Genomic DNA, 16,103 nt, shown 5'->3' with positions numbered 1-16,103 from the left:
CCGTCGGTCCGCCCGGTGAGCCGACCACCGTCCGGTGCGGCGGTGGAGTCGGTCAGGCGGCGGGAGCGAGGGTGACGCTGTCGAGGATGCGGTCCCGGTGCGGGCCGTGCGCGACGCTCACCACGAAGCAGCCGGCCCCCGGCCGGAGCAGCGCCGGGACGTCCAGCAGGGCGGCGCCGCGGACCAGCACAGCCGCCAACTCCCGGTCGGTCAGCCGGACCCCGAGGATGTGCCGGCGAACGTGCCGGCCACCGGCCAGCAAGGCCGAACGCCAGGCCGCGGCGGCCAGCCGGGGCCGCCACACCCGGCGGGCGGTGGACGCGCCGGGCACCGGCCCGCCGAGCAGTTCCCGGCGGCCCTGCCGCCAGCCGGCCTCCAGCACCGTCGCGTACGCCGACCGGTGCTCCCGGGGCACGTACAGCCGGTGCAGCTCGTACCGGCGGCGCAGGCCACCGGTGGCCAGCTCGTGCTCCACCGGCACGTCGAGCCGGCCGAGCAGCTGCCGCATCCGGCGCGCGGCGTCCTCCCGGTTGAACTCGGCGACCCCGCCCCGGTACGTGGCCACGGTCGGTCGGCGGCCGTCGGTGGCCGGTGGCGGGGTGCAGCGCACCAGGCAGGCGACCTCGAACGCGTCGGCCAGGGTCAGCCAGTCCAGTGGTGGCGGTGTCGACGGCTGGCGGGGCCGGTCGAGCAGGGTGGTGGGTTCGAGGGCCATCGGACCGCTCCTTGTCGGCGTCGGGGTCCCCTAACCGTGGCCCGGTCGCCGGTGCGGCGAAACCGGTCCGCCCCAGCCTTGAGCAAAACTTGCGGCTACAGCTCCGTTACCACGACGTCGAGCTGGCGCGGGCGGCCGGCCGCGACGGGCTGCTCCTCGACCGTGTACTTGAGGTCCCGCAGCGCGGCGACCAGGCCGTCGGCGGTCCGCGGCCGGGCGCCGGCGGTGAGCAGGTCCCGGACCAGCCGGCCCTTCGTCGCCTTGTTGAAGTGGCTGACCACCGCGCGGGTCGGCACCCCGTCGACCGTCCGCTCGTGCAGCACCCGGACGGTCACCGTCCGGGCGGCCAGCTCGCCCCGGGGGGCCCAGGTGGCCGCGTACGCCCCGGAACGCAGGTCCAGCACCGGCCCCGCTCCCGCGGCCGCCGCCAGCTCCGCGCCCAGGGCCCGCCGCCAGTGCGCCGACAACGCGCCGACCCCCGGCAGCCGCGCCCCGATCGGGCAGCGGTACGGCGGGATCCGGTCGGTGAGCCGGACGGCGCCCCACAGGCCGGAACTGATCAGCACCGACCGGCGCGCCAGCCGCTCCGCCGCGGGCGGCAGCGTGGCCAGGTCGAGCGCCTCGTAGAGCACCCCGGTGTAGATCCGGCCGGCCGGCGCGGTCGCCGCCTCCCGCAGCCGGGCGTTGCGGCGCAGCTCGCCGCGCTGCCCCTCGGTGAGGCCGAGCGCCGCGCGGGCCGCCGCCTCGTCGGGGCCGGCGCAGAGCGCCACCAGGGCGGTCAGCACCTCCTCCCGGGCCTCGGTGAGCTCCGGCAGGGAGAGCCGGGACGGGTCGAGCCGCCGGCCGGTGCCGGCGTCGGCCTTCCCCTCGGAGGGCGGCAGCAGGATCAGCACCCGGCCAGCGTACGGCCCGGGCTCAGCGCCACGGCCGGACGGCCGTCTCCGGGTGGTAGACGCGATAGCCGCCGACCTCGGCGACCACCGCGGCGTCGGCCCGGTCGCCGATCAGCCGGCGCAGCCCCCGCTCCGCAGAAGACCCCACCGGCACCACGTATCCCGGTCGGGCCGCCCGGCCCACCCGCTTCCAGTACGCCGGGTAGCGGTTCTGCCCCGGGGTCAGGTTGCCGTCGAGGACCCCGCAGACCACCGCCTCGCCGGTGTTGAAGGTCAACCGGTTGCAGGTCCAGTAGTCGCCGTACACCTCGCGCAGGCCGGCTCCGCGCACCGCGTCGGCCAGTTCCCGGGCGTGCCCCTCCTCGGCGCGCAGCGAGCCGGCGTCGGCGACGAAGCGCGCGGTGGCCGCGAGGGCCGTGCCGGCCAGGGCGACCAGCGCCACCGTGGCCGCCGCACCCCCGACCCGGCGGGCCACCACGGCCCCGCCCCGCCCGGGCCGGGCCGCCGTCGCGGCCGCGCCCCGCCAGGAGCGGGCCGCGGCCAGCCAGAGCGGCCAGAGCACCGCCGGCAGGGAGACCTGCAGCACCGACAGGTAGCGGGAGTTGCCCAGCGGGTCGGTCGCGGCGAGCGGGCTGTGGACGTACGCGAGCAGGGTCAGCACGGCGCCGGCGACCAGGGCGAGCTGCGCGACCGCCCGGACCCGGTCGGCCCGCCGGTACGCGACCACGGCGAGCACCGCGGCGGCCACCAGCAGCAGCGGGTAGAGCAGCCCGAACCACTGCTGCCACCGGGCGCAGCCGTCCACCGGGCAGAGCCCGGAGGCCAGCGGCACCCCCTCCAGCAGCCCGCCGCGCAGCCGGTCCGACCACGGCGGCGTCGGCCCGGCCTTCGTGCTGATCTCCCGGAACACCGACAGCGAATCCTGCCCGTCCGGGGCCACCAGATTGTCCTTGATCATCGGCGACACCCCGAGCAGGAACCCGGCCACCAGCAGCACTCCCGGCCAGCCGACCAGGTCGCGGGGCGCGGCCCAGACCAGCAGCAGCCCGGCCACCGCCAGGTACGGCACGATCAGCCAGTCCGACCAGAGCGCCACCCCGGCGAGCAACCCGAACAGGCCGGTGGCCAGCCAGCGGTGCCGGACCCGGCGCTCGGCGAGGGCCACCGCGATCAGCAGCATCGCCACCACCGCCGGCTTCACCTCGGGCCGGCCGCCGACGACGGTGAGCTGGTCCCGGACCACCCGCTCCGAACCGAGCGCCAACAGGCCCACGACCAGCACGGCGAACCACGGCGAGCACAGCCGGCGGCTGAGGCGGTACATCAGCCAGAGGAAGATCGCGTAGAGCGCCAGCACCGGCAGCCGCAGCACCGGCCAGCTCGGCCCGGCCAGCCCGATCAGCGGCGCCGCCAGATAGGACTCCAACATCCCCATGTAGTGCTGGCCGTAGAGGAAGACCGGCCGGTCCCGGCCGGCGGCGATGTGCATCGCGGCCAGGCCGAACGTCGCCTCGTCGCTGTTCGACCCGGGCAGCGTGAACAGGATCAGGACCAACCGGTAAGCCACCCCGGCCAGCCCGAGCAGCAGCGCGACGAACGCCGGCCGGTCGAGCCTCGGGCGCCACCGCCCGTCCTGCACTGGTGTCGACACGACCAACGCCCCCGTCGTCGTCCCGACCGCAGTTTGTCACGGTGGCGGTCGGCGGCGCGGTGGATCGGCGGAGTCCGCGCCCACTCGCGTGGCCGCCCTCGCCGCGGTGTGGCAGGGTGGCAGCGTGCCACCCACACCCGCTGGCGAGCTTGCCGTACCGAACCTGCACCGGGCCGCGCGGATCGAGGACGCCCTGCACAACCTGGTCGAGCGTCGGCTGCGGCGCACCGGGTGGCGGGTCAACATCATCGCGTACGCCGGCTACGGCGCCCCCGGTTGGGCGCGGGTGCTCTGCCGGGTGCTGCTCGGCCGCCCGGACACCCGTCAGCGCGGCCGGCTGGACAAGGTACGCGGCTGGCGCAGCTTCGCCACCCTGCCCGCCAAGCACATCACCGTCACCATCGAGGCCGGCGGCGTACGACACGAGGCGACCGCCGACCGCAGCGGCTTCGTCGACACCGTCATCGAGGCCGACTTCACTCCCGGCTGGGCCTGCGTACGCCTCAGCGTGCCCGACGCCGAACCGGTCGAGGCGCTGGTCCGCATCCTCGACCCGGAGGTCCGGTTCGGCATCCTCTCCGACATCGACGACACGGTCATGGTCACCGCGCTGCCCCGGCCGCTGCTCGCCGCCTGGAACACCTTCGTCCTCGACGAGCACGCCCGGGCCGCGGTGCCCGGCATGGCGGTGCTGTACGAGCGGCTGGTCACCGCCCACCCCGGCGCGCCGGTCTTCTACCTCTCCACCGGGGCGTGGAACGTCGCCCCGACGCTGACCCGGTTCCTCTCCCGGCACCTGTACCCGGCCGGGCCGCTGCTGCTCACCGACTGGGGTCCGACGGCCGACCGCTGGTTCCGCAGCGGCCGGGAGCACAAGCGGGCCACCCTGGCCCGGCTGGCCCGGGAGTTCCCCGACGTGCGGTGGCTGCTGATCGGCGACGACGGCCAGCACGACCAGGAGATCTACCGCGAGTTCGCCGCCGCCCACCCGGACAACGTGGCCGGGGTGGCGATCCGCCGGCTGTCACCGACCCAGTCGGTGCTCGCCGGCAGCCTGCCCGCCCCCGCGGGCCGCCCGTCCGCCGGACCGGTGGGGCAGAAGTGGCTCTCCGCGCCGGACGGCGCCGGGCTGTGGAAGCTGCTCCGGGACGCGGGCCTGGTCTGACGCGGGCCGGGTCCGACGCTCGACCCGGCCCCCGCGCCCGCGTTGTGTCAGGACGTGGCGCCGAAGTCGGCGTTCTTGGTCTCGACCGTCCCGGCCGTCCGCCCCGGCGCCGTCTGGTAGGTCCAGTACAGGTTCGTGTGCGCGATGACCTGGTCCGGCGGCGGTGCCCCCCACGACGTCTTGTCCCCGGTCGTGTGGGCGTCGCTGACCAGGGTCGCGTCGTATCCCCTGGCGAACGCGCCGTGGAGCGTCGAGCGGATGCACGCGTCGGTCTCCGCGCCGACGACGACGAGCCGCCCGACTCCCAGGCCCGACAGCACCGTCTCGAGGGTGGTGTCCTCGAAGGAGTCGCCGTAGTTCTTCTCGACCAGCGGCTCGGCGTCGTCCGGCTGCAGCTCGGGGACGATCCGCCAGGCGTCGCTGCCCCTGGCAAGATGCTCGTCGGAGTGCTGGACCCAGACGACGGGGACCCGCTCCTGCCGCGCCCTCTCGACCAGGCCGGCGATGTTCGCGACGACGGTGTCGCGCTCGTGAGCCCCGTTGACGACGTCGTTCTGCACGTCGACCACGAGGAGTGCGGTGTTCGGCCGGTGCTCGAGTGTGGTCATGATCTCCCCCTACGCACGCTGAGTTCCTGCGACCACCGACGCTAGACCTGCCCACCGACATTCGACCGGCAGGCGACGGCCGTGCCCATTCAGCCGAACGTCAGCGCGTCGTCCGTGCCGTGGCGCCCTGCTGGTCATTGCCGACGTCTCCCGCGCCGTGCTGCTGGTCCGCGCCGACGTCGCCGGCGGAGCCGGTCGCCTGCCCCGGGTCGGCGGGGACGTTCGCGCAGCCCGGCACGCTCGGGTCGGCCACCATGTAGACCGGGTCGCCGCCGCCGTTCCCCGACGCGCCGCCCCGAGCCGCGTTGCCCTTGCCTAGCCCGTTGCCTTGGCCTTGCGCGTTGCCCTGACCTTGCGCGTTGCCCTGGCCCTGAGCGCCGGGCTGCGCCGCAGCCTGGCCTTGGGCGGCGCGCTGGTCCCGGACGGCCTGGCGGGCCGCGCGGACCTGCTGCGCGATCGCCCGCAACTGCTGGATGCGGGCGCGGATCTGCTGGAGCCGGTTGGCGATCCGCCCACCGGCGTTGCCCGCCTGCTGTCCGCCGGCGTCCTGTTGCCCGGCCTGCTGCCCGTCCGCACCGGCCTGCTGCCCGCCGGCCTGCTGGCCGTTCGCACCCTGTGCTCCGCCGCCCTGCTGATCGCCCCCCTGCTGGGCGGCGTCCGCCTGCTGGGCCGCGGCTGCCTCCCGGGCCGCGCGGGCCGCCCGTGCGGCCTGGACGATGCCGGCGATCTGCCCGATCAGCCCGCCGACCGCGTTGATGATGCCGGCCGCCTTCCCCGCGCCGCCGGCCGCGCCCCCGCCCTGTGCCGCGCTGGCCTGTTCGGCGCCCTGCGCGATGCCCCGGAGGCCGCCGAAGAGGCCGCCCAGCCGCTTCACCCGGGTTTCGGTGACCGCCGGGTCGACCAGTTGACCTGACCGTTCCCCGGCCATCTCCTCGGTGACCGCCCACGCCTGGTTCAACTGCGTCGACATGGCCGCCTCCCACGGAACGCTGGGGCAGGCCGCGCCAGCCACGTCCACCGTCCCGTTGCAGCCGGCCGCCGCCCGGCGCTGCTGGATGAGGTCGACCACGGCCTGCCGGTTGGCGATCCGGGCCGCCGAGTTCGCGTCCGGGTTCTGCCGCTGGTCCGCGATGAAGGTCAGGTTGTTGCGCAGCGCGCCGTCCAGGCCCGTGCAGTTCTCGGCGGCCTGGCCGGTCCCGGTCGCCACCACGAACGCCGCGCCGGCGGTCACCGCCAGCGCGACCCCGCCGGTGATCTTCCGGTTCCGGGACGACGCCGCCGTCCCGCGCCTCCTGGTTGTGCCCCTGCTCCACGCCATCGAAGCTCCTCCGCCTCCGTCACGGTGTCCGGCATCCGGTCAGCGGTACGGCCGCACCAGGCGACCGGTTCACGGCGGGACGGCGCGACGGCCGGAAGTTCAACGGAGAGTGATGGACCGGGCTTGGTCAAACACGGTCGGTAGTGCGTGTCGTGCCAGGGTGCGAGAGATGGATATGCCTGGGAGTCATATTTATGACTCCCAGGCATATCGCTCACGAGGAGCACATCCGGGGGACGCGACACGCCGTGCCGGCACGGCCACGCTCGTGGCCGGCGTCAGTCCCGGCGGAGCCAGAGGACGCCGAGCGGGGGCACCCGCAGCGGCGCCGAGGCGACCATCCCGTGCCAGGGGACGTCCTGGGCGTGCACCGCGCCGAGGTTGCCCACCCCGGAGCCGCCGTAGTGCTGCGCGTCGGTGTTGATCACCTCGGTCCAGGTGCCGCCCGCGGGCAGGCCGACCCGGTAGTCCTCCAGCGGCAGGGCGGAGAAGTTCGCCACGCAGACCAGGGTCGCGCCGTCCGGGGCGATCCGGATGAACGAGACGGTGTTGTTGGCGACGTCGTCGCCGGCGATCCAGCGGAACCCGGCCGGCTCGGTGTCCTGCGCCCAGAGCGCCGGGGTGGCCCGGTACGCGGCGTTGAGGTCGGCCACGAGACGCTGCACGCCGGCCCGGGCCGGGTCGTGGGTGAGATACCAGTCGAGGCCGCGTTCCTCGCTCCACTCCCGGTCGTCGGCCAGCTCGCAGCCCATGAAGAGCAGCTGCTTGCCGGGGTGCGCCCACATGTACGCCAGCAGCGCCCGTACGTTGGCCAGCCGCTGCCAGGTGTCGCCGGGCATCTTGCCGACCAGCGAGCCCTTGCCGTGCACCACCTCGTCGTGGCTGATCGGCAGCACGTAGTTCTCGCTCCAGGCGTACGCCAGGGAGAAGGTGAGCTGGTGGTGGTGGTGCTGCCGGTAGATCGGGTCCTTCGAGGTGTAGAGCAGGGTGTCGTGCATCCAGCCCATGTTCCACTTGAAGCCGAAGCCGAGCCCGCCCTCGGCGGTCGGCCGGGTCACGCCCGGCCAGGCGGTGGACTCCTCGGCGACCATCACCACCCCGGCGTGGTGCTTGTAGACGGTGGCGTTGACCTCCTGGAGGAAGGCGATCGCCTCCAGGTTCTCCCGGCCGCCGTGCACGTTGGGGGCCCACTGCCCCTCCTGGCGGGAGTAGTCCAGGTAGAGCATCGAGGCGACCGCGTCGACCCGCAGCCCGTCGGCGTGGAACTGGTCCAGCCAGTAGAGGGCGTTGGCGACGAGGAAGTTGCGCACCTCGCGGCGCCCGAAGTCGAAGACGTACGTGCCCCAGTCGGGGTGCTCGCCGCGGCGCGGGTCGGGGTGCTCGTAGAGGGGGGTGCCGTCGAAGCGGGCCAGGGCCCACTCGTCCTTGGGGAAGTGCGCCGGCACCCAGTCCAGGATGACGCCGATCCCGGCGGAGTGCAGCCGGTCCACCAGGTGGCGGAAGTCGTCGGGGTCGCCGAAGCGGGAGGTAGGGGAGTAGTACCCGGTCACCTGGTAGCCCCACGAGCCGCCGAACGGGTGCTCCATCACGGGCAGGAACTCGACGTGCGTGAAGCCCAACTCGGTGACGTACGCGGTGAGCTGCTCGGCCAGCTCGCGGTAGCCCAGGCCGGGCCGCCAGGAGCCGAGGTGCACCTCGTACACGCTCATCGGTTCCTGGTGCGGCTGCCGCCGCGCCCGCCGCGCCAGCCATTGCGCGTCGTGCCACTCGTACGTCGAGTGGTGCACCACGGAGGCGGTCGCCGGCGGCACCTCGGCGTACGCCGCCATGGGGTCGGCCTTGTCCCGCCAGTGCCCGTCGGCGCCGAGGATGCGGTACTTGTAGCGGGCGCCCACCTGCGCGCCGGGCACGAAGATCTCCCACACGCCGCTGGAGCCGAGGGAGCGCATCGGCCAGCCGTCGTCCGGCCCCCAGCCGGTGAAGTCGCCGACCACCCGCACGCCCCGGGCGCTGGGGGCCCAGACGGTGAAGGCGACGCCCTCGTCGAAGACCCGGGCGCCGAGCGCCTCCCAGAGCCGTTCGTGCCGCCCCTCGCCGATCAGGTGCAGGTCCAACTCGCCGAGGGTGGGCGGGTAGCGGTACGGGTCGTCGTGGGTCGTCCCGTCCACCTCGACCCGGTAGTCGAGCACCTCGCCGGGCACGACGGTCTCGAAGACGCCCACGTCGTGCACCCGCTTCATCGGGTGCCGCTCACCGTCGACCGCGACGGCCACGTCGGCGGCGCCCCGGCGCAGGGTGCGGATGGTGGTCCGCCCGCCGGCGGGGTGCGCGCCGAGGACGGCGTGCGGGTCGTGCGTCTCGCCGGCGATCAGCTGGTCCATCGTGCGTCGTCCTTCGCAGCCGGTGCGGTCGGGGCGGTGCCGCCCGAGAGGTCGGCGGGTACGTCTTCGACGGTCAGCTCCGGCGCCGCCGGCACGGCCGGTTCCGGGCCGGCGGACGCGGCCGGGCGGCGGACCGTCAGCACGTGCGCGGGCTGCAGGTACGGGTCGAGCCGGACGGCGTTGCGCTGGCCCCAGTCGTAGCTGGTCCCGGTCAGCTCGTCGTGCACGGTGAACCGCTCGTGCCAGTCGAAGCCCAGCGCCGGCATGTCGAGGGTGGTGTTGCCCCACTGCACGGTGTGCGAGTCGAACGAGCAGACCACGATGACCCTGTTGCCGGTGTCGGGGTCGTGCTTGGACCAGCAGAGCAGCGCCGGGTTGTCGATGTCGTGGAAGCGCAGGTTGCGCAGTTGGTGCAGGGCCGGGTTGTCCCGGCGGACCTGGTTGAGGGTGGTGATGAACGGCGCCAGTGAGCGGCCCTGCGCCTGCGCGCCCGCCCAGTCCCGGGGGCGCAGCTCGTACTTCTCGTTGTCGAGGTATTCCTCCGCGCCGGGGCGGGCGACGTGTTCGAAGAGCTCGTAGCCGGCGTACATGCCCCAGGAGGGGGAGAGTAGCGCGGCCAGCACCGCCCGGATCTTGAACATCGGTGGCCCGCCGTGCTGCAACGACTCGTGCAGGATGTCCGGCGTGTTGGGCCAGAAGTTCGGCCGCATGTAGTCGGCCGCGGCGATCAGCTCCGCGCAGTACGCCCGCATCTCGGCCGCCGACGTGCGCCAGGTGAAGTAGGTGTACGACTGGGTGAAGCCGATCTTGCCCAGCCCGTGCATGATCGCCGGCCGGGTGAACGCCTCGGCCAGGAAGAGCACGTCCGGGTCGGCCTTCTTCACCTCGGCGATCAGCCAGTGCCAGAAGTCGAACGGCTTGGTGTGCGGGTTGTCCACCCGGAAGATCCGGATGCCCTCGCCGACCCAGTGCAGCACCACCCGCAGCACCTCGGCCCGGATGCCCTCGGGGTCGTTGTCGAAGTTCAGCGGGTAGATGTCCTGATACTTCTTCGGCGGGTTCTCCGCGTACGCGATGCTGCCGTCGGCCCGGGTGGTGAACCACTCCGGGTGCTCGGTCACCCAGGGGTGGTCCGGGGCGCACTGCAACGCCAGGTCCATCGCCACCTCCAGGCCCTGCTCGGCGGCGGCGGCGATGAAGTCGCGGAAGTCGGACGGCGTACCCAGGTCGGGGTGGATGGCGTCGTGGCCGCCCTCGGCGGCGCCGATCGCCCACGGCGAGCCGACGTCGTCGGGCCCGGCGGTGAGCGAGTTGTTGGGGCCCTTGCGGTTGACCCGGCCGATCGGGTGGATCGGCGGCAGGTAGAGCACGTCGAAGCCCATCGCCGCGACGCCGGGGAGGCGGTCCACCGCGGTGACGAAGGTGCCGGACCGCGCGGGAGCGTCCACCGTGGCCGCGACGGCGCCCTCCGACCGGGGAAAGAACTCGTACCAGGCGGAGAAGAGCGCCCGGGGCCGGTCCACCCAGAGCCGGTGCTCCTCGCCGGTGGTGACCAGCTCCCGCACCGGGTGGTCCCAGAGCAGGTCGGCGAGGTCGAGCGCCGGGGTGACCCGCAGCGGCAGCGCCAGGTTGGCGTCGCGCAGCGCCTTCGCCGCCGCCCGGACCCGCTTGCGGTCGGCGGCCGGTACGAGCTCCAGGGCTGCCGCCAGCACCCGGGCCCCCTCGGCCAGGTCGTTGGCCAGCTCGGCCGGGCCCTGGCCGGCGGCGATCTTCTTGGTGACCGCGTTCTGCCAGGTCAGGTACGGATCCTGGAAGGCCTCCACGGTGAAGACCCAGTCGCCGATCGCATTCGGCCGGATGGTGGCGTGCCAGCGGTCCTGGCCGGGCTCGCCGGGACGCATCCGGGTGAACGGGCGGGCCGCGCCGTCCGGGCCGAGCCAGACCACGTTGCAGCCCAGCGCGTCATGCCCTTCGCGGTAGGCCCGGGCGGACACCGGCACGATCTCCCCGACCACCGCCTTGGCGGGGTAGCGACCGCAGGCGACGACGGGGGAGACGTCTTCGATCGGGAACCGTCCAGTCACCCCGTCAACCTACTGCTCGAGATCGCTTCGCGCTCGGGTCAACCTGCCGCTCCCACCGACCGGTACACCTCCATGGTGCGGGCCGCGACCGCGTCCCAGGAGAAGTGCTCCACGGCCCGGCGGCGGCCGGCCCGGCCGAGCTCGGCGGTCCGCGCCGGGTCGGCCAGCAGCTCGTTGATCGCCGCGCCGAGGTCGGCCACGAAACGCCCCGGGTCCAGCGGCCGGCCACTGCCGTCGGTGGCCTGGTCGATCGGGACCAGCAGGCCGGTCTCGCCGTCGGCGACGACCTCGGGGATGCCGCCGGTGGCGGTCGCCACGACCGCCGTCTCGCAGGCCATCGCCTCCAGGTTGACGATGCCCATCGGCTCGTAGACGGAGGGGCAGACGAAGATCGTGGCGTGCGTGAGCACCTGGATCACCTCGTGCTTGGGCAGCATCTCGGCCAGCCAGATCACGCCCGAGCGGTTGGCCCGCAGCTCGGCCACGAGGCCCTCCACCTCGGCGGCGATGTCCGGGGTGTCGGGCGCGCCGGCGAGCAGCACCAGCTGGGTGTCGCCGGGCAGCTCGCGGGCCGCCCGCAGCAGGTACGGCAGGCCCTTCTGGCGGGTGATCCGCCCCACGTACACCACGCTCGGGCGGGCCGGGTCGATGCCGAGCCGGTCCACCACGTCGGTGCCGTGATTCGGAGCGTACTGCGCGGTGTCGATGCCGTTGTAGACCACCCGAACCCGGTCCGGGTCGACCGCCGGGTACGCGGTGAGCACGTCGCGCTTCATGCCCGCGCTGACGGCGATGACGGCGTCGGCGGCCTCGATGGCGGTCCGCTCGCACCAGGAGGAGAGCGCGTAGCCGCCGCCGAGCTGCTCGGCCTTCCACGGCCGCAGCGGCTCCAGGCTGTGCGCGGTGACCACGTGCGGCACCCCGTGCAGCAGCTTCGCGGTGTGCCCGGCGAGGTTGGCGTACCAGGTGTGGCTGTGCACCACGTCGGTGCCGGCACAGCCGGCCGCCATCTCCAGGTCCACGCCCATGGTGCGCAACGCCGCGTTCGCCCCGGTCAGGCCGGGCGGTTCGGCGTACGCGGTGACGCCCGGCTCGCTGCGCGGCACGCCGAAGCAGTGCACCCGGACGTCGGCGAGCCGGCGCAGCTCGCGGGCCAGGTACTCGACGTGCACCCCGGCGCCGCCGTACACCTCCGGCGGGTACTCCCGGGTGAGCAGATCAACGCGCAGGCGAGCGGATTCCGTCATGCCCCCGCACCCTAGTGCAGAAGTCCGTCCGTACGAGTGGTGAAGTCGCAGCCGGATGGATAGCGTCTGAGCATGGCTGCCAAGGTGCTCGCGATCGTCCTGGCCGGCGGGGAGGGCAAGCGCCTGATGCCCCTGACCACCGACCGGGCGAAGCCGGCCGTCCCCTTCGGGGGGATGTACCGGATGGTCGATTTCGTCCTCTCCAACCTGGCGAACGCCGGCTTTCTCAAGATCGTCGTGCTGACCCAGTACAAGTCCCACTCACTGGACCGGCACATCACCAAGACCTGGCGGATGTCGACCATGCTCGGCAACTACGTCACCCCGGTGCCGGCGCAGCAGCGCCGCGGGCCGTGGTGGTTCGCCGGCTCGGCCGACGCCATCTACCAGAGCTTCAACCTGATCAACGACGAGCAGCCGGACTACGTGATCGTCTTCGGCGCCGACCACATCTACCGGATGGATCCCCGGCAGATGGTGGACGACCACATCGCCTCCGGCGCCGGGGTGACCGTCGCCGGCATCCGCCAGCCGCTGTCGATGGCCGACCAGTTCGGCGTCATCGAGGTCGGCGAGGACGGCCGGCGGATCCGGGCGTTCCGCGAGAAGCCCACCGACGCGGTCGGCCTGCCGGACGCGCCGGACCAGATCTACGCCTCGATGGGCAACTACGTGTTCAGCACCGGCGCGCTCTGCGAGGCCGTCGAGCGGGACGCGGAGGACAAGACCAGCAAGCACGACATGGGCGGCAGCATCATCCCGATGCTGGTCGAGCGGGGCGAGGCCAACGTCTACGACTTCAAGGACAACGAGGTGCCGGGCAGCACCGACCGCGACCGCGGCTACTGGCGCGACGTGGGGACGCTGGACTCCTTCTACGACGCCCACATGGACCTGATCAACGTGCACCCGGTGTTCAACCTCTACAACTTCGACTGGCCGATCTACAGCAACCAGCCGCCGTACCCGCCGGCGAAGTTCGTCCACCAGTGGGGCGAGCGGGTCGGCCGGGCGGTCGGCTCGATGGTCTCGCCCGGCGCGGTGATCTCCGGCTCGCTGGTGGAGAACTCGATCGTCTCGCCGAAGGTCAAGGTGCACTCCTGGGCGCACGTGGACGGCGCGGTGCTCATGGAGGGCGTGGAGATCGGCCGGCACGCGGTGGTCCGTCGGGCCATCCTGGACAAGAACGTATACGTCCCGGAGGGCGCCGAGATCGGCGTCGACCTGGAGAAGGACCGCCAGCGCTACACCGTCTCCGACAACGGCATCGTCGTCATCGGCAAGGGTCAGCGCGTCGAGCCCTGAGCCCCGCCCGTCCACCGCACCCACAGCAACTCGTCAGGAGGATCCCGCAGTGGCCCATCCCCGTGCCGGCCAGCCCGCCGAGCCCGCCGACCTGGTCGACGTGCCCCGGCTGGTGACCGCCTACTACGCCGAGCACCCGGATCCGGCGGACCCGGCGCAGCAGGTCTCCTTCGGCACCTCCGGGCACCGCGGGTCGTCGCTGAAGAACGCCTTCAACGAGGATCACATCCTCGCCGTCACCCAGGCGCTCTGCGACTACCGGCGGGAGCAGGGCCTGGACGGCCCCCTCTTCCTGGCTCGGGACACCCACGCCCTCTCCGCCCCGGCGACGGTCAGCGCGCTGGAGGTGCTCGCCGCCAACGAGGTCACCGTGCTGGTGGACAGCCGCGACGGCTACACCCCCACCCCGGCCCTGTCGCACGCGATCCTCACCCACAACCGGGGGCGGACCGCCGGCCTCGCCGACGGCGTCGTGATCACCCCGTCGCACAACCCGCCGGACGACGGCGGCTTCAAGTACAACCCCACCCATGGCGGGCCGGCGGACAGCGACGTCACAAAGTGGATCCAGGACCGCGCGAACGCGATCCTCGCCGCCGGGCTCAAGGAGGTGAAGCGGATCCCGTACGCGCGGGCCCGCGCCGCCGACACCACCGGGGGGTACGACTTCCTCGCCCGCTACGTCGACGACCTGCCCGCCGTGCTGGACATCGACGCGATCCGGGACGCCGGGGTGCGGATCGGCGCGGACCCGATGGGCGGCGCGAGCGTCGCGTACTGGGGGGAGATCGCCGAGCGGCACCGGCTGGACCTCACCGTGATCAACCCGACGGTCGACCCGACCTGGCGGTTCATGACCCTCGACGGCGACGGCAAGATCCGGATGGACTGCTCCTCGCCGAACGCGATGGCCTCGCTGATCGCCGCCCGCTCCGACTACCAGGTCTCCACCGGCAACGACGCCGACGCCGACCGGCACGGCATCGTCACCCCGGACGGCGGGCTGATGAACCCCAACCACTACCTGGCGGTGGCGATCGGCCACCTGTTCCGGACCCGGTCCGACTGGGGCCCCGCCGCGGCGGTCGGCAAGACCCTCGTCTCCTCCTCGATGATCGACCGGGTCGCCGCCGACCTGGGCCGGCCGCTGCTGGAGGTGCCGGTCGGCTTCAAGTGGTTCGTGCCCGGGCTGCTCGACGGGGCGGTCGGCTTCGGCGGCGAGGAGAGCGCCGGCGCCTCCTTCCTGCGCCGTGACGGCAGCACCTGGACCACCGACAAGGACGGCATCCTGCTCTGCCTGCTCGCCTCGGAGATCATCGCCAGCACGGGGCGGACGCCGAGCGAGCACTTCGCGGAGCTGGCCGGGCGGTTCGGCGCGCCCGCGTACGCCCGGATCGACGCCCCGGCCACCCGCGAGCAGAAGGCGGTGCTGGCGAAGCTCTCCCCGGAGCAGGTGACGGCGACCGAGCTGGCCGGTGAGCCGATCACCGCCACCCTCACCACCGCGCCCGGCAACGGCGCCGCGATCGGCGGCCTCAAGGTGACCACCGATTCCGGCTGGTTCGCCGCCCGCCCCTCCGGCACGGAGGACGTCTACAAGATCTACGCCGAGTCGTTCCAGGGCCCGGAGCACCTGGCCCGCATCCAGGGGGAGGCCAAGTCCCTGGTCGACGGGGTGCTCACGCAGGCCTGAGCGGAGCCGGCGCCGGCCTGTCCGGCGCCGGCCAGATCGGCGCCGGCTCGTCGGGCGGCGGCCGTGGTCAACAGGGTGGCTCCAGCTCGCGCTGGTCGCGCTCGCGCCGCAGCTCCTCCGGCAGCAGCTCGCGGAGCTGGTCGGGGAGGAACGGCAGGTCGAGCAGGCTCAGCTTCAACTGGTTGCGCTCCTGGTGGCGCTGCGGGTCGAAGCGGACCACCAGGCCGGCGGCAGGGCGGTAGCTGATGTCCACGGTGCCCTCGGTCGCCGCGTCCCGGAACACCAACCCGTCCATCTCGACGGCGACCGCCGCCGAGTTCGGCTCCAGCTCCAACCGGATCTTCTCCTCCGGCGACAGCACCACCGCGCGGGAGATGCCGGCCATCGGCGCCGACGGGGTGACCACCACCGCGTCCGCCGCCGGGGAGACCAGCGGACCGCCCGCGGCGTAGCTGTACGCCGTCGAGCCGGTCGGCGTGCTCACCACCAGCGCGTCGCAGCGGTAGTAGCCGTACCGCTGCCCGTCCACCGCCAGGGTGGCGGTGACGAAGCCGGAGCCGGGTTGGCGGACCAGTGCGATGTCGTTGAAAGCCACCACGTCGTCGCCGCACACGTCGCAGGCCAGGCAGGCGTGCGACTCGACGGTGAAGTCGTGCGAGATGAGCCGGTCCAGCGCGGCCGGCAGGTGCGGCGGCTCGACCTCCACGAGGAACCCCAGCCGCCCCAGGTGCACCCCCAGCACCGGCTTCGGGTCGCGCACGGCCAAGCGGAGCGCGCCCAGCATGGTGCCGTCCCCGCCGATGCTGATCAGCGCGTCCGCGCGGGTGGCCACCTCATCCGCGGGGACCGGCGCGACGCTGCGCGGCACCCGGTGCGCGTCCTCCGCGCGCACCATCAGCGTCTTGCGGTGGCGCGATGCCCACCGCTCGATGATCTCGACCACCTCGGAGACGTCCCGGGTGGGGTGCAGCACCAGACCCAGTCCCGCCACCCGTACAGCTCACCACATCGGCGTCGCACGCGCCCGGCGTACCGGAAGGTGC

12 protein-coding genes are annotated in these 16,103 nt (G+C 73.5%); 3 read left to right on the top strand and 9 right to left on the bottom strand.

All coding sequences use genetic code 11. The annotated features are described in order from the left end of the window. Positions 1–52: 52 nt before the first annotated feature. From OG799_RS17050 to OG799_RS17040, 3 genes are all read right to left on the bottom strand, one after another. Positions 53–715 carry a hypothetical protein gene (locus tag OG799_RS17050; protein WP_406046013.1) on the bottom strand — a complete coding sequence of 221 codons (663 nt, stop codon included), beginning with the start codon at positions 713–715 and terminating at the stop codon, positions 53–55. A gap of 95 nt (positions 716–810) precedes the next feature. Next, positions 811–1,608 carry a peroxide stress protein YaaA gene (gene yaaA, locus OG799_RS17045; protein WP_406046012.1) on the bottom strand — a complete coding sequence of 266 codons (798 nt, stop codon included), beginning with the start codon at positions 1,606–1,608 and terminating at the stop codon, positions 811–813. A gap of 22 nt (positions 1,609–1,630) precedes the next feature. Further along, entirely contained in the window at positions 1,631–3,259 is a 1,629-nt protein-coding gene (locus tag OG799_RS17040; protein WP_406046011.1) for an ArnT family glycosyltransferase, read from the bottom strand. 124 nt (positions 3,260–3,383) lie between these two features. Between OG799_RS17040 and OG799_RS17035 the strand changes: the two genes are divergently transcribed. Then, a complete protein-coding gene (locus tag OG799_RS17035) occupies positions 3,384–4,424 on the top strand; it encodes an App1 family protein (RefSeq protein WP_406046010.1) in 1,041 nt (346 codons plus the stop codon). A 47-nt stretch (positions 4,425–4,471) separates the two neighbouring features. Here OG799_RS17035 and OG799_RS17030 read toward each other — a convergent pair whose 3' ends face one another. The 5 genes from OG799_RS17030 to glgA form a co-directional block, all read right to left on the bottom strand. Further along, complete coding sequence (locus OG799_RS17030) at positions 4,472–5,032, bottom strand: isochorismatase family protein (protein WP_406046009.1); 561 nt, start codon at positions 5,030–5,032, stop codon at positions 4,472–4,474. A 100-nt stretch (positions 5,033–5,132) separates the two neighbouring features. After that, on the bottom strand, positions 5,133–6,350 hold the full coding sequence (locus OG799_RS17025) for a hypothetical protein (protein ID WP_406046008.1): 1,218 nt from the start codon (positions 6,348–6,350) through the stop codon (positions 5,133–5,135). Positions 6,351–6,628: 278 nt separating this feature from the next. Then, positions 6,629–8,731, bottom strand: coding sequence for a 1,4-alpha-glucan branching protein GlgB (glgB, locus tag OG799_RS17020; protein WP_406046007.1), 2,103 nt, complete (start codon positions 8,729–8,731; stop codon positions 6,629–6,631). Continuing rightward, on the bottom strand, positions 8,719–10,815 hold the full coding sequence (locus OG799_RS17015; RefSeq protein WP_406046006.1) for a maltotransferase domain-containing protein: 2,097 nt from the start codon (positions 10,813–10,815) through the stop codon (positions 8,719–8,721). Before OG799_RS17015 ends, glgB begins: the two co-directional genes overlap by 13 nt. A 38-nt stretch (positions 10,816–10,853) precedes the next feature. Then, the gene (glgA, locus tag OG799_RS17010) at positions 10,854–12,062 is read right to left on the bottom strand and encodes a glycogen synthase (RefSeq protein WP_406046005.1); all 1,209 of its coding nucleotides are present in this window, start codon (positions 12,060–12,062) and stop codon (positions 10,854–10,856) included. 72 nt (positions 12,063–12,134) lie between these two features. Between glgA and glgC the strand changes: the two genes are divergently transcribed. Beyond that, the gene (gene glgC, locus OG799_RS17005; protein ID WP_406046004.1) at positions 12,135–13,367 is read left to right on the top strand and encodes a glucose-1-phosphate adenylyltransferase; all 1,233 of its coding nucleotides are present in this window, start codon (positions 12,135–12,137) and stop codon (positions 13,365–13,367) included. Positions 13,368–13,416: 49 nt separating this feature from the next. Next, positions 13,417–15,060: a phosphoglucomutase (alpha-D-glucose-1,6-bisphosphate-dependent) gene (gene pgm / locus OG799_RS17000; RefSeq protein WP_406046003.1), complete on the top strand. Its 1,644-nt coding sequence runs from the start codon at positions 13,417–13,419 to the stop codon at positions 15,058–15,060. Positions 15,061–15,127: 67 nt separating this feature from the next. On the opposite strand, the gene OG799_RS16995 is transcribed toward pgm, so the two are convergent. Next, positions 15,128–16,051, bottom strand: coding sequence for an NAD(+)/NADH kinase (locus tag OG799_RS16995; RefSeq protein ID WP_406046002.1), 924 nt, complete (start codon positions 16,049–16,051; stop codon positions 15,128–15,130). Positions 16,052–16,103: the final 52 nt, after the last annotated feature.

This window comes from Micromonospora sp. NBC_00898 (assembly GCF_045207895.1).
GTDB lineage: Bacteria > Actinomycetota > Actinomycetes > Mycobacteriales > Micromonosporaceae > Micromonospora.
The sequence above is the reverse complement of the archived record's forward strand: the minus strand, read 5'-3'. Positions and strand labels throughout refer to the sequence as shown.